Below are 13,067 nucleotides of genomic sequence, written 5' to 3' on the forward strand. Positions count from 1 at the left end.
CTCGGCCGAGTGAGCGCAAAAGCGAGAGCCTACGGTCGGCCTGGCCACCGTCCTCAGGAGAAGATTTGCGACAGTTCTTCGACGCTGGTGCCTTCCTTGACCTGACGCAGCTCGACATAGCTGACCGCGGTGGCAATCGACGTCACCATTGACGATATCGTCGACACCAAAGTCGCCACTACAGCTCGCACTATGCCGCCCAACGGTTCGACAGCACTTTCAAGTGCCAACTGAATGGCCACCGAGGCCACGATCAGAACGAAGAACAGGCCGAACAGTGCCCAGCGGCTGCCTTTGGTAAGTTCACCGCTGCGCGCCATGGAGCCAGACACGCCGACCCGTTCCTGTACCAGAACCGGCACCGCTACCAGCCACCGGAGCCACAATATGATTCCGGGAATGACGAGCAGGATCAAGCCCAATCCTGCGCCCAGGACGACCAGCAGCCCGACGCCGAGCGTTGGCAGAAAACAGCCGATCGCTATCTTGATGCAGTCGGCAATGGATGGCTGCTTGCCGTTCAGATCCTCGATAGTCGCCCGGACCAGCGCAGACTGAAGCAACAGATCCAGGACAAAGGACATCAACACGACGCCGAACGTAATCAGAGAATCACGAGACATCATGCGGAGGCCGCCGAGGGCGGCATCAGGATCCCCTCGGGCGACGCCGGCCTGCGGCACCTGCATCCAAAGCTCATAAACAAGGGTCGGGAAACCCGAAAACAGCAATGCAAGTCCGAGGCAAAGCATGGGGTTGCGGCCGATGACCGCAAAGCTGGCGCCGAAAACCCTGCCGATACGAAATGTGTTGGGCTGGTCCAGCGTTATTGACGCCACGATATTACCTATCCAGTCCAGACCGATCCTGACGCGATGAAGGCAGCAAATCCCTTGCCGCTACGAGAAGATTTCCGCCAAGTCTTCGACGCTGGTGCCTTCCTTGACTTGCCGCAGCTCGACATAGCTGACTGCCGGGGCGATCGACGTCACAATGGATACGATCGCTGTCACCAGGGCGCCAAGAAATATGCCGGTGGTTAGGCCAAAGACCATGATCGCACGGCTGAGCACGGCCTGGATCAGCACCACAGCTATGAACAGGACAATCCAGAATCCGAACAGAGCCCAGCGGCTTCCTTTGGTAAGTTCCCGGCTGCGCTTCATGCTGCCGAAGACCCCCAGTCTTTCCTGAACCAAAACAGGCACAGCGACAGACCAACGAAGCCACAATATGATGCCGGGAACGAGCAGAAGCATCGCGCCGGCGGCGGCGCCGAGGCTCACCAGCACCGCGATGCCTATCACCGGCAGCAGGAGAGAGATTGCCGTCTTGAGGCAATCGCCAATCAATGGTCGCTTGCCGTTCAGATCCTCGATCGCGGCACGCACCAGCGCCGCCTGCAGGATTGCCGACAGTGTCATGGAAACCAACACGCCAACGATCGTGGCAGTGATTCGTTGGACTGAGAACTCCGGAACGCCAGCCTCGACGTTGGTCGCCCATTTCCAAATCCAAAGCTGGTAAAGAAGCGTAGGCAAGCCTGAGAACAGCATGGCCAATCCAAGGCAAAGCACTGGATTGCGGCTGATGACAGCGAAGCTGTCGTTGAAAACCCTGCCGATGCGAAATTTGTTCGGCCGTTCCAGTGTCACTGATGTCATGATGCTTCCCCCTGCCTCACCGCCGCATGGCTGGCGGCCCCGGTGGTAAATCTGCCAAGATTGGTGGTCGCCGTCCAGCCCACTTGCAATTGTTCCGCTGCATTGTCAGTGTCGGCTGGGAACCACAGGTTGCAGGGGAGCGGGTGGCGGTGGCACAGCCAGGCACAGCGGAAGCCGAACGGCTGACCAATCTGCACAAGCAGCTGATCGCCGACGAATCGATCCAGTTCGACCTGCCGGCCTATGTGCCGCCGAAGCCGCCCGAGTGGCTGAAACCGCTGCAGGATTTTTTGTCGTGGCTCGGTCCCTACATGATCTATCTGTTCTGGGGGGCGGTGATATCGGGCGTCGCAATCATCCTGCTTCTGGTCTTCCTTGAGGTGAAAGGCATCGCCTGGCGGCTGCCGTGGCAGCGCGCGCGGCCGGAAGTCGAAGACGAAGAAACCTGGCGCCCAGACGCCGGCGCCGCGCAGATCCTGTTGTCGCAAGCGGATGCGCTGGCCGCACGCGGCGACTATGACGAGGCGGTTCACCTTTTGCTTCGGCGCAGCGTCGCCGATATCGCCGGCAGGCTGCCGGACTTCCTGCGCCCGTCGCTCACCGCGCGCGACATCGCCAATGCCCCTTCCCTGCCGGGAAGGGCACGCCATGCGTTTACCGAGATCGCCCGCATTGTCGAGGCGGCGCTGTTCGCGCGCCGGCCGGTCGGCGCGGAAGGCTGGCGGCAGGCGCGCGGCGCCTATGAACGTTTCGCCTTCCGGGATGCCTGGACGTGAGTGCACCGACGGTCGAGGCACAGGAGCCGTTCAATCGAAAGACACTGTTTTGGGGGATTTTCGCCAGCCTCCTTGCGGCGGCCGGTTTTTTCCTGCTGTCCACCTATGCTCCCGATTTCCGGCAACCCGGCAATGGCGGCGCCACGCCGCTATCGAAAAGCGGCGTCGGCTACGCCGGCCTGGCGGAATGGCTGCGGCTCACCGGCGAAGCGCCCTTGATGGCGCGGACCGAAGACGATCTTGCCAGAGATATACTGCTGATCGTCACCATCTCGCCCGATAGCGATCCGGAGGCGCTCGACCACATCCTCAATCTTCGCCAGGATCAGAACACGCTTTTCGTGCTGCCCAAATGGCAGATCCTGCCGCTGCAGGGGCATGAAGGCTGGAACATGAAATTCGGGCGATTGCCCGGTTCGGTGGTGAACGAATGGCTTGGCCGCATCGCCGATGCGAAGATCGGTGCCGGCCAGAGCACGGCAAAGCAACTCGACATCGAAGGCAACATGGTTGCCGCACCCGAAGAATTGCAGTGGGTGGCCGACAAGTACCCTCTCATCGCAGCCGGCAATGACAAGGCTGTGCTTACCGAACTGAACGACAAGCCGTTCTATATCCTGACTGACCCCGACCTGATCAACAACGCCGCCCTCAAGGATCCCGAAAAGGCGGCAGCCGCGCTCGGGCTGATTGCCTTGCTCCAGCCCGACGACGGCCTGGTGATGTTCGATCTGACGCTGCACGGCGCGGGGCGGAAGTATGATCTGGCCAAGCTTCTGGTCGAGCCGCCGTTCCTGGCGCTGACACTGACGATCCTGATCGCTGCGGCGCTGGCGTTCCTGCATGGCCTTGGCCGGTTCGGCCCGCCGCGTATCGACCAGCGCGCGATCGCCTTCGGCAAGCGTGCGCTGGTCGATACGACGGCGATGCTCATGCGGCGTGCCGGCCGGCTGGACGAGCTGGGAGGCCGCTATGCGGCCTTGATGCGGGTGCGCGCCGGCGCGCTGCTCGGCGCACCGCAAGGGTTGCAAGGCAAAGCGCTCGACCACTGGCTCGACTCTCGCGATAAGGAGCAAGCCGGCGGCTTCACGACGCGCTCGCAAGCGGCCGGCGAGGCGAAGAATCTGACGCAGATGCAACAGGCAGCAGAACGGCTGCATGACTGGACGGCAAGGAGGCTCGGTGAACGTCGATGATGTGAAGGCCCTGGCGACACGGATCAGGGAAGAAGTGGCCAAGGCGATCACCGGGCAGCACGATACGGTCGACCTGATGCTGACCGCCTTGTTTGCGGGCGGGCATATCCTGCTGGAAGGTCCTCCGGGCACGGCCAAGACAATGACGGCGCGCTGCTTCGCCCAGGCGCTTGGGATCGCCTACGGGCGGATCCAGTTCACGCCGGACCTGATGCCCGGCGATATCGTCGGGTCGAACATCTACAACTTCCAGACCGGGCAGTTCACGCTGACGCGCGGCCCGATCTTCTGCGATCTCCTGCTCGCCGACGAAATCAACCGCACGCCGCCCAAGACGCAGGCCGCACTGCTCGAGGCGATGCAGGAACATGCGGTCACCTTCGACGGCACCACGCATTCGCTCGGCCGCAATTTCATGGTCGTCGCGACCCAGAATCCGATCGAGCACCAGGGCGTCTATCCGCTGCCGGAGGCGCAGCTCGACCGCTTCCTGTTCAAGCACCACGTCAGCTATCCCGGCCCCGAGGAAGAACGAGCCATCATCGTCCATCATGGCGGCGGCTCCGCCTCGCACGACATCGCGCAATATGGCATCGAGGCGCAGACGGATCGCGAAACGCTGCAGGAGGCCCTTGAAGTCGTCGGCTCCGTCACCCTTGTCGACGATGTCGTCGGCTACATAGCGGCGCTGGTTCGGGCTACGCGCGAAAATGCCGATCTGGAGGTCGGGGCCAGTCCGCGCGCCGGCGCCATGCTGGCGCGGGCGGCGCGTGCCCGGGCGGCGCTGGACGGACGCGCCTATGTGATCCCCGACGACGTCAAGGCGCTGGCGGTGCCGGCGCTGCGTCATCGCGTCATCCTTTCGCCTGCCGCACAGATCGATGGCCGGCTGGTCGAGCAGATCGTCTCCGACCTGGTCGACCAGACGGAAGCACCACGTTGATCTATCCCAGCGGCCGAGCGGTATGGGCAGCTGCGGCCGGCGCGGTGCCGGCCTTCCTGGTCGCGCTGGCACTGCCGTCGTTCTGGTATCTGGGGTTGCTGTGGAGTTGTCTGCTGCTTGCCTTCCTGGCGGTGGATGCAGCTGCCGGACGCGGGCGGGCATCGCTGAATGCCAGCATCGATGCGCCGCAGCAGGTCGGTGTCGGCGGGGAATTCGGCGTGCAAATCACCGCCCGTCACTCGGGGCCGCGCGCCGCGGAGGCTCGGGTCGGCCACGATGGGCGGCTGGCGCCGGTGGACGGCAGCGGCGGCGCCTTGCTGCCAACCGCCGGAGGCGGCTCGCTCGACCTTCGCTTCCAGGCGCTGCGGCGCGGCGTCGCCAGCTTCGACCGTCTCTGGGTGCGCTGGCGCGGGCCATTCGGGCTGGTCTGGAACCAGGTCGTCCTGCCGGTGGAAAGCAAGGTTGCGGTGCTGCCCGACGTCAGCAGCGCTCGCGGCGAGGCGATCACGCTGCTGCAACATGCGGCGCTTGCCGAAGGCCATGCGCAGCGCCGCGCCGGTCAAGGCCGCGAGTTCGACGCGCTCAAGGATTACCAGCCGGGCATGGGCCGGCGGATGATCGACTGGAAGCGCAGCGCCCGCCACGGCAAGCTGTTGGCGCGCGAGTTCCGCATCGAGGAGAACAACAACATCGTGCTGGCCATCGACAGCGGACGCCTGATGTGCGAGCCGGTTGACGGTGTGCCGAAGGTGGACCGGGCGGTGACGGCCGCCCTGCTGTCGGCATTCATCGCGCTGAAGGGCGGTGACATGGTCAGCTTGTTCGGCTTCGATGCAAGGCCGCGCGTTTCGAGCGGCGCGGTGCGCGGCCCCGCCAGCTTTGCGATGATCCAGAAACGGGCCGCCGAGATCGACTACTCCAGCGAGGAGACCAATTTCACACTGGCATTGACGACGCTGGCGGCGCGGCTCGACCGCCGCTCGCTGGTCATCATCTTCACCGATTTCGTCGATCCGATCAGTGCGGAATTGATGCTGCGCACCGTGGGCCGGCTCACCGAACGGCATCTCGTGCTGTTCATGATGATGAAGGACACCGAACTGGAGGGCCTGGCCGACCTGCCGCCACGCTCCGGCGAGGATGTTGCCCGCGCGGTCGTTGCCGGAGGGCTCTTGCGCGAAAGGCAGGTCGTCATCGGCCGGCTGCGACTGCTCGGGGCGCATGTGATCGAAGCCGACCACAACCGGCTCGGTCCGGCGCTGGTCGAGCGCTATCTGCAGTTCAAGCAGGAGGATTTGCTGTGACGGCGCCGGTACGCGGCAATGCGGTGCGCGGCGACGCCGTACGCCAGTCGCTGGCCAGCTTCCGCCGCGAGCGCGAGGCCGACTGGAAGGCATTCGAGGCGCTGCTGGCGCGTGTCGAGAAGCGTGCGCCGCGGACGCTTTCCGAAGAGGAGCTGCTGTCGCTGCCGCTGCTCTATCGATCGGCGCTGTCTTCCCTGTCGGTGGCGCGCGCGACATCGCTCGATAATGCGCTGGTCGGCTATCTCGAAGCGCTGTCACTGCGCGGTTATTTCTATCTCTACGGCGCGCGCCGCGGGCTGCGGCAGCGCCTCGTCGATTTCTTCCTGCATGACTGGCCCGAAGCCATTCGCGACCTGTGGCGCGAGACATTGGCGTCGGTCGCGCTGATGATGATCGGCATTGGTGCAGGCGCCTGGCTGGTGGCATCCGACAAGAGCTGGTTCGGCGCGATCATCCCGCCCGGCCTGGCAGGAGGCCGCGGACCCGACACCTCGGCCGAACTGCTGCGAGGCATGCTTTATGATGGCGACAATGGCTTTCTCTCAGGCTTTGCCGCCTATCTGTTCACGCACAACGTCCAGGTCGCAATCCTGGCCTTCGCCCTTGGCTTCGCCTTCGCGGTGCCGACGGTGCTGCTGATGCTGTTCAACGGCTGCATGATCGGGGCGTTGTTCCAAGTCTATTGGTCCAAGGGGCTTGGCATGGAGCTCGGCGGCTGGCTGGCCATCCACGGCACCACCGAATTGTTCGCAATCTCTTTGGCCGGCGCGGCGGGCATGCGCATCGGCACCAGCATCGCCTTTCCCGGCGAATTGACACGCATGGCGGCAGCGGCTCGCGCCGGACGCATCGCCGCGAACGCCATGGTCGGGGTCTCGGTCATGCTGCTGTTTGCCGGGCTGCTCGAGGGCATTGGCAGGCAGACCATCACCAGCGACGTCACGCGCTACGGCATTGGCGGTGGCATGCTGGTGCTGTGGATCGGTTATTTCTACCTGTTCCGGGCGGTGCGGCATGGCGATCGCTAAACGCGCCGCCTTCGCGGCTATACGGCCGCTGATCACGCCCGAAGGCGTCGATCTCCGGATAAAGTTGGCCGACGCCGGCACGCGGGCCTCCGCCTTCCTGCTCGACATCGTGTTCATCGCCGTGGCTGCAATCGTGATCACGATCGTCGCGCTGTTCGGGGTGGGAGGCCTTGGCAGCGAGGGATTTCAGCCGCTCTTCGTCGTCTGGATCATCCTGATCTTCTTTCTGCGCAACGCCTACTTCATCGTTTTCGAAGCGGGCCGGCGCGCGGCTACGCCCGGCAAGCGGATCGTCGGCATCCGGGTCGCGTCGCGCAGCGGAGACGGCCTGTCGATCGACCAGGTCATCGCCCGCAACCTGATGCGCGAGATCGAGGTGTTCCTGCCGCTGTCGATCATCGTTGGACGCAGCGGGACCGACCTTGCCGACACGCTGACGACGGTGTTCGGACTGGTGTGGACGCTGCTGTTTGCCTTGTTCCCGCTGTTCAATCGAGACCGCATGCGGATCGGCGACCTGTTGGCGGGAACCTGGGTGGTCGAGGCGCCGAAGCGCGCCTTACTTGAAGACCTGTCGGCACGGCAGGATCCGGCGGCCGGCGCCTTCCGGTTCAGCCACGCCCAACTCGATGCCTACGGGATTGCCGAACTCCACAAGCTGGAGGAGGTGCTGCGCCGCGACGACTATTTCGCCCTGCGGACGGTGGCCGAAACGATCGGACGCAAGATCGGCGCGGCACCCCAAGCCCATGACGCACGCGCGTTCCTTACGGCTTACTACGGCGAGCTACGGGCGCATCTCGAGCGCAAGCTGCTGCTGGGCAACCGCAGGGCCGACAAGCACGCACGGTAGCAGTTGCCGAACAGGTGCAGCTAGCAAGAAGCATCGGTGCTGCCCCTCATCCGCCTGCCGGCACCTTCTCCCCGTATAGTGACGGGGAGAAGGGAGATAGACGCAATGTCGACCACTATTCCGCAACGCTGCCAGTTTGCGAAACCATCTGCGATAGCGTCTTTCTCCCCGTCACTATACGGGGAGAAATGCCCGGCAGGGCAATGAGGGGCGGCGCCGACGAACCTGATGAGCCCCTCTCATGAGGCCGGTTCAAATGCCACCCTGCCCTACCCCACCCACTTCTCATAATCGGACACCAGCAGATGCAGCGGTGCCGTGTCCTCGTCGATGTCCGCGAAGCGGCCGATCGGCTCGCGGAAGACGTTGTCGGTGAGATCGTCGTTGACGGTCGAGACCTCGCCGATCAGCACGTCCTTGCCCTCGGCCCAGAAGGCATGCCAGACACCCGGCAGCAAAGTGACGCTCTGGCCTGGGTCGAGCTTCAGCAGCCCACCCGCAGGTAGTCTGTGGATGGTTCCGTCGACAGGCACCGATACTTCGGCCTTCGGATCGATGCCGCCATCGCGATCATGCATGAACAGCTCCAGCACCAGCTTGCCGCCGCCGCGGTTGATGATGTCTTCGGCCTTGATGTTGTGGCGGTGCATCGGCGACAGCTGATCCTTGCGCGAGATCATGATCTTTTCGGCATAAAGCATGCCCATGCCCTTCTTCATGTCCTCGTAGCGGCCGTTGCGAACTGTGAACAGGAACAGGCCGAGCTCGTCGAATTTCTCCTGGCCGTAGTCGGTGATGTCCCAGCCAAGCCGCGACGAGAAGATTGCCGACGAATCCTGCCGGCGCGCCTTCATTTCTTCCGGCGACCAGTAGGCGAAGGGCGGCATGATGTAGCCGAACGAGCGGATGAAGGCGTCGGCGTCGCGGATGATGTCGTTGATGGCGGAGCGTTTCATGATCGTGGTTCCTTCCCGTCGCGTTCCAAGCGCTAACCGCATAGCCGAACGCCCATCCGGTGTCGATGCAAACTGCTGTCGCTGGCCCCATGACATGCGGTCCGATCAGGGCCATAAGGTCAACCAATTTTCCGATGGTGAGACCATGCGCAGCATAGACGACCTCGATACGCCGGCGATCCTGATCGATGCCGGCCGCGCCGAAGCCAATATCGCGCGGGCGCAGGCCCATGCCGACCGGCACGGGCTGAAGCTCAGGCCGCACATCAAGACCCACAAACTGCCCTACTGGGCAAAGAAGCAGATCGCGGCCGGCGCCGTCGGCATCACCTGCCAGAAGATCGGCGAGGCCGAGGTCATGGCCGACGCCGGACTGACCGACATCTTTCTGCCCTACAATATCCTCGGGCGGGCCAAGCTGGAGCGCCTCAAGGCGCTGCACGGCCGCGTGACCCTGTCGGTGACAACGGACAGCATGGACACGCTGATGGGGCTTGCCGCCACCTTTACCGATCCCGGCCACCGCCTGCCGGTGCTGGTCGAATGCGACACCGGCATGGGCCGCTGCGGTGTGCAGTCGGCCGGCGAGGCAGTCGCGCTGGCGAGCGAGATCAACAAGGTCCGGGGGCTCGTCTTCGGCGGCTTGATGACCTACCCGGGGGCCGGCCGCGCCGCCGAGACCGAGGCGTGGCTCGCCGATGCGCAGCAAGCACTTGCCGCAGCCGGCCTTGCTTGCGAGCGCATCTCCAGCGGCGGCACACCCGATATGTGGCGTTCCGGCGAGCATAGCGTCGTTACCGAATACCGGCCCGGCACCTACATCTATCTCGACCGCTACCAGGTCGCCAAGGGCGTCGGCAGCCTCGACGATTGCGCGCTGACGGTGCTGTCGACGGTGGTCAGCCACCCGACCCCGACGCGGGCCATTCTCGACGCCGGCAGCAAGGCGCTGTCCAGCGATACGCTGGGGCTCGCCGATTTCGGCGAGCTGCTGGGCATTTCAGGCGCAAGGGTGACCAGCCTCAGCGAAGAGCACGGCAACGTCACGCTGTCAGGCGGCGCCGAGCTTCGCATCGGCGAGCGCGTGCGCGTCGTGCCCGACCATTGCTGCGTCGTCACCAACCTATTCGACGAGGTGCATCTGGTCGAAGGCGAGACGGTGATCGAGACGCTCCCGGTCAAGGCGCGCGGGCGGATGGGATGAGTCCAGCTGGAGCGCGTGCGCTTCAGGTACAAAATCCTTCAAACGCTGGAGGGACAGCGCCCCCCTCTGGCCTGCCGGCCATCTCCCCCTCGAGGGGGGAGATCGGTAGCTTCGCCTGTAGCGCCTCTCTTTCAACATTCGCGATTGGCGAAACGATACGTGACATTCAATCTCCCCCCTTGAGGGGGAGATGTCCGGCAGGACAGAGGGGGGCGCGAAGGAACTCGACGAAGATCAGCTAGCCTGTCTCGCGGCAACCCGGCGCATCGAAATGACGCGGCGTCGCCAGATCTCGGTGCGCATCGCCGTTAGGTGCAGCGCGAAGAAAAGCACGGTGAAGCCGACTGCCATCACCAGCAATGGCCACAACAGGCTTGGGTCGATGGTCGGGCCGCCGAGCCGGAACACCGACGCCGGCTGATGCAGCGTGTTCCACCAGTCGACCGAAAATTTGATGATCGGAATGTTGATGAAGCCGACCAGGGTGATGATGGCGGCGGCCCAGGCGGCGCGCCCGGCATCGTCGAGCGCGCGGGTCAGCGCGATGATGCCGAGATACATCAGGAACAGGATGAAGACCGAGGTCAGCCGCGCGTCCCACACCCACCAGGTGCCCCACATCGGCTTGCCCCAGATCGAACCGGTGATCAGTGCAAGGGCGGTGAAGACGGCGCCGATAGGTGCCGCCGATTTCAGCGCCACGTCGGCCAGCGGATGGCGCCAGACCAGCGTGCCCAGTGCCGAGACCGCCATCAGCGTGTAGCACATCATGGCAAGCCAGGCGAAAGGCACGTGGATATACATGATGCGAACGGTGATGCCTTGCTGGAAGTCCTCGGGCGCCGTGAAGCTCATGTAGAGGCCGACAGCGAGGATGATGGCGGCAACGCTCGCCAGCCACGGCACGACCTTGTCGGCCAGCCCGACGAACCGCGTCGGGTTGGCAAGGTCCATCCAGCCGGAGAGGCGTGAAGTCGTGTCGCTCATGCCGCCTTACATAGACCGCCGGCGCAGTTGCGGCAATCGCAGCGGCGGTACGTCTTCCCTTCTCCCCTTGCGGGAGAAGGTGGATCGGCGCGTAGCGTCGAGCCGGATGAGGGGTGCTGGACGGAGTGAGGCGCCAATGATCGCCGTGCGCCGAAGTCTGGATTTTGGATGAAGATTTGCGCCAAGCCGGAGCACCCCTCATCCGACCTCGCTTCGCGAGGCCACCTTCTCCCACAAGGGGAGAAGGCAAGCCGCGCTGCTCAAGCGGCTTCGTTCACCGGACGGCTGAGGCGGCGAACCTCCTCGTCGTTGAGCAGGCCGCCGGCGCGCAGCAGGCTGGCGAAGCGACCGTTGCGCAGCGACAGTTCGGTGAACCCGCCCATCTCGACCACCCGGCCCTTGTCCATGAACACGACCAGATCGGCGTCGCGAACGGTGGTCAGGCGGTGGGCGATGATGAAGGTGGTGCGGCCGCGCCGCAATTCGTCGATGGCGTCCTTGACGCGGTCTTCCGTCTCGACGTCGAGCGCGCTGGTCGCCTCGTCGAGAACCAGGATGGGCGCGTCCTTCAGCACGGCGCGGGCGATCGCGATGCGCTGGCGCTCGCCACCGGACAGCTGTCCGCCGCGTTCGCCGACGACCGTGTCGTAGCCCTCGCACTTTGACAGGATGAAATCCTGCGCGGCGGCGGCGTTGGCAGCGGCATGGACCTCGTCATAGGTCGCCTCCGCACGGCCGACGCGGATGTTATCCTCGATCGAGCGGTTGAGCAGGCCGGCATCCTGGAACACGGTGGCGATCGAATGGCGCAGCGACTTGCGGGTCACCGTGCGGGTGTCGATGCCATCGATCAGGATACGGCCGTTGGACGGGGTGAAGACACGCTGCAGAAGGTTGATGAGCGTCGTCTTGCCGGCGCCCGTGGGGCCGACGATGGCGACGGTCTGGCCGGCCTGGACCTCGAACGACGCGTCGTCGACGCCCTGCCCGGAATTGCCGAACTCGAAGCAGACATTCTCGAAACGCACATGACCCGTGACGTTGACGAGATCGCGCAGCCCATCGGGCTCGGCGGCGTCGGATGCAGAGTCCTCGAGATGATAGAATTCCTCGAGCTTGGCGCGCGCCTCGGAAATCTGGTTGGCGAAGGCCGACATCTGGTCGAGCCGGGCAATCAGCAGCGTGGCAAAGCCGGTAAAGGCGATGACGTCGCCGATGCGCAACTGGCCGTGCGTCACCAGATAGGCGCCGATCAAGAGCACCACCATCATCGAAATCGTCGATGACAGGCGATGCAGCGCGTTGGCCATTGCCCACCAGTCGAGCACGGGGTTCTGCACATCGAGCAGATTCTTGACGTAGCGCTTCAGCGCCTCGGTCTCGTGGCCGATGCGGTTGTAGCTCTGGAGGACGGCGACGTTGCTGACCGAGTCGGTCACATGCGCAAACACCTTGTGGTAGTGACGCTCCACGGCCGCCTGGCCTTCCTTGGTGCGCCGCATCACCAGCCGTCCGATGCCGACATAGAGCGCGCCAAGCGCCAGCAGCACCATCGACATGCGGATATCCATGCTGAGCGCCGTGGGCACCAGCAGAACCAACGCGACCGCTGTCGACAGGTGCTGCCGCATGAATTCGAGCCAGAGGCTGAACAGGGTCTCGACCGCCCGCAGAAGCGTGTGCAGGGAATTGGAGGTGCCGCGCTGATGATGCCAGGCAAGCGGCATGGTGATGACGCGCTCGAACGACTGGCAAAGAACCTCGCTGCGCCGCTGGTGGGCAAAGCGATCAGCGCCGCGCGCCACCAGAACGAAGGCGACGATATTGAAAGCGCCGATGCCGGCCCACATTGCGAGCGTCGAGAACACCGAGCCGCGGTCCGAAATGGCATCGATCACCCGGCCGAACATGATCGGCTCGAGAATGGCGATAATGGCAAGCGCGACATTCGCCCCGCAGATAAACGCAACGCGTTTCCTGTCGGCAGCGAGATAACCAAGGGCTCGCCAGTAGATTTGCAGAAGTGACACTTCAGCTACTCCGCCAATTATTTATGGTGCAGTGCGTCATTTTTTGACTCGTATCGGTTGACGCGTCGCAAAACAATGCTCGTCTAGCTCTTCCGTTCCCATTCCGCGAACAAAAGATGACGACGC

At 64.1% G+C, this 13,067-nt stretch carries 12 protein-coding genes; 7 read left to right on the forward strand and 5 right to left on the reverse strand.

What is annotated here, in order from left to right:
- Positions 1 to 53: 53 nt before the first annotated feature.
- The gene (locus tag NKI59_RS04890; RefSeq protein WP_352702684.1) at positions 54 to 839 is read right to left on the reverse strand and encodes a hypothetical protein; all 786 of its coding nucleotides are present in this window, start codon (positions 837 to 839) and stop codon (positions 54 to 56) included.
- A 60-nt stretch (positions 840 to 899) separates the two neighbouring features.
- Positions 900 to 1,556, reverse strand: coding sequence for a hypothetical protein (locus NKI59_RS04895; protein ID WP_245274617.1), 657 nt, complete (start codon positions 1,554 to 1,556; stop codon positions 900 to 902).
- A 257-nt stretch (positions 1,557 to 1,813) separates the two neighbouring features.
- Here NKI59_RS04895 and NKI59_RS04900 point away from each other — a divergent pair, with 257 nt between their 5' ends.
- The 6 genes from NKI59_RS04900 (at position 1,814) to NKI59_RS04925 (ending at position 7,764) form a co-directional block, all read left to right on the forward strand.
- On the forward strand, positions 1,814 to 2,440 hold the full coding sequence (locus NKI59_RS04900) for a DUF4129 domain-containing protein (protein WP_352590445.1): 627 nt from the start codon (positions 1,814 to 1,816) through the stop codon (positions 2,438 to 2,440).
- Positions 2,437 to 3,636: a DUF4350 domain-containing protein gene (locus tag NKI59_RS04905; protein ID WP_023674433.1), complete on the forward strand. Its 1,200-nt coding sequence runs from the start codon at positions 2,437 to 2,439 to the stop codon at positions 3,634 to 3,636. Before NKI59_RS04900 ends, NKI59_RS04905 begins: the two co-directional genes overlap by 4 nt.
- Positions 3,623 to 4,579: an AAA family ATPase gene (locus tag NKI59_RS04910; RefSeq protein ID WP_352702687.1), complete on the forward strand. Its 957-nt coding sequence runs from the start codon at positions 3,623 to 3,625 to the stop codon at positions 4,577 to 4,579. The genes NKI59_RS04905 and NKI59_RS04910 overlap by 14 nt, the downstream gene beginning before the upstream one ends.
- Positions 4,576 to 5,883, forward strand: coding sequence for a DUF58 domain-containing protein (locus NKI59_RS04915; RefSeq protein WP_352702689.1), 1,308 nt, complete (start codon positions 4,576 to 4,578; stop codon positions 5,881 to 5,883). Before NKI59_RS04910 ends, NKI59_RS04915 begins: the two co-directional genes overlap by 4 nt.
- Positions 5,880 to 6,911 carry a stage II sporulation protein M gene (locus tag NKI59_RS04920; protein WP_352702691.1) on the forward strand — a complete coding sequence of 344 codons (1,032 nt, stop codon included), beginning with the start codon at positions 5,880 to 5,882 and terminating at the stop codon, positions 6,909 to 6,911. The genes NKI59_RS04915 and NKI59_RS04920 overlap by 4 nt, the downstream gene beginning before the upstream one ends.
- 64 nt (positions 6,912 to 6,975) lie before the next feature.
- The gene (locus NKI59_RS04925) at positions 6,976 to 7,764 is read left to right on the forward strand and encodes an RDD family protein (RefSeq protein ID WP_352457151.1); all 789 of its coding nucleotides are present in this window, start codon (positions 6,976 to 6,978) and stop codon (positions 7,762 to 7,764) included.
- Positions 7,765 to 8,033: 269 nt separating this feature from the next.
- Here NKI59_RS04925 and NKI59_RS04930 read toward each other — a convergent pair whose 3' ends face one another.
- On the reverse strand, positions 8,034 to 8,720 hold the full coding sequence (locus NKI59_RS04930; protein WP_023674428.1) for a D-lyxose/D-mannose family sugar isomerase: 687 nt from the start codon (positions 8,718 to 8,720) through the stop codon (positions 8,034 to 8,036).
- Between the two features lie 145 nt (positions 8,721 to 8,865).
- On the opposite strand from NKI59_RS04930, the gene NKI59_RS04935 reads away from it, so the two are divergent.
- Positions 8,866 to 9,924, forward strand: a complete 1,059-nt coding sequence (locus NKI59_RS04935; protein WP_352702693.1) for a D-TA family PLP-dependent enzyme — start codon at positions 8,866 to 8,868, stop codon at positions 9,922 to 9,924.
- A 234-nt stretch (positions 9,925 to 10,158) separates the two neighbouring features.
- Here NKI59_RS04935 and NKI59_RS04940 read toward each other — a convergent pair whose 3' ends face one another.
- Positions 10,159 to 10,911, reverse strand: coding sequence for a heme ABC transporter permease (locus NKI59_RS04940; protein WP_352702695.1), 753 nt, complete (start codon positions 10,909 to 10,911; stop codon positions 10,159 to 10,161).
- 260 nt (positions 10,912 to 11,171) lie between these two features.
- On the reverse strand, positions 11,172 to 12,941 hold the full coding sequence (locus NKI59_RS04945; RefSeq protein ID WP_352702698.1) for a glucan ABC transporter ATP-binding protein/ permease: 1,770 nt from the start codon (positions 12,939 to 12,941) through the stop codon (positions 11,172 to 11,174).
- Positions 12,942 to 13,067 lie beyond the last annotated feature (126 nt).

The sequence above is a fragment of the Mesorhizobium sp. M0598 genome, from assembly GCF_040320865.1.
GTDB lineage: Bacteria > Pseudomonadota > Alphaproteobacteria > Rhizobiales > Rhizobiaceae > Mesorhizobium.

Excerpts from the sequence above, each read along its gene's own strand:
- NKI59_RS04930 (WP_023674428.1), bottom strand. The coding sequence starts at position 8,720 with ATGAAACGCTCCGCCATCAACGACATCATCCGCGACGCCGACGCCTTC.
- NKI59_RS04935 (WP_352702693.1), top strand. The coding sequence starts at position 8,866 with ATGCGCAGCATAGACGACCTCGATACGCCGGCGATCCTGATCGATGCC.
- NKI59_RS04895 (WP_245274617.1), bottom strand. The coding sequence starts at position 1,556 with ATGCTGTTCTCAGGCTTGCCTACGCTTCTTTACCAGCTTTGGATTTGG.
- NKI59_RS04940 (WP_352702695.1), bottom strand. The coding sequence starts at position 10,911 with ATGAGCGACACGACTTCACGCCTCTCCGGCTGGATGGACCTTGCCAAC.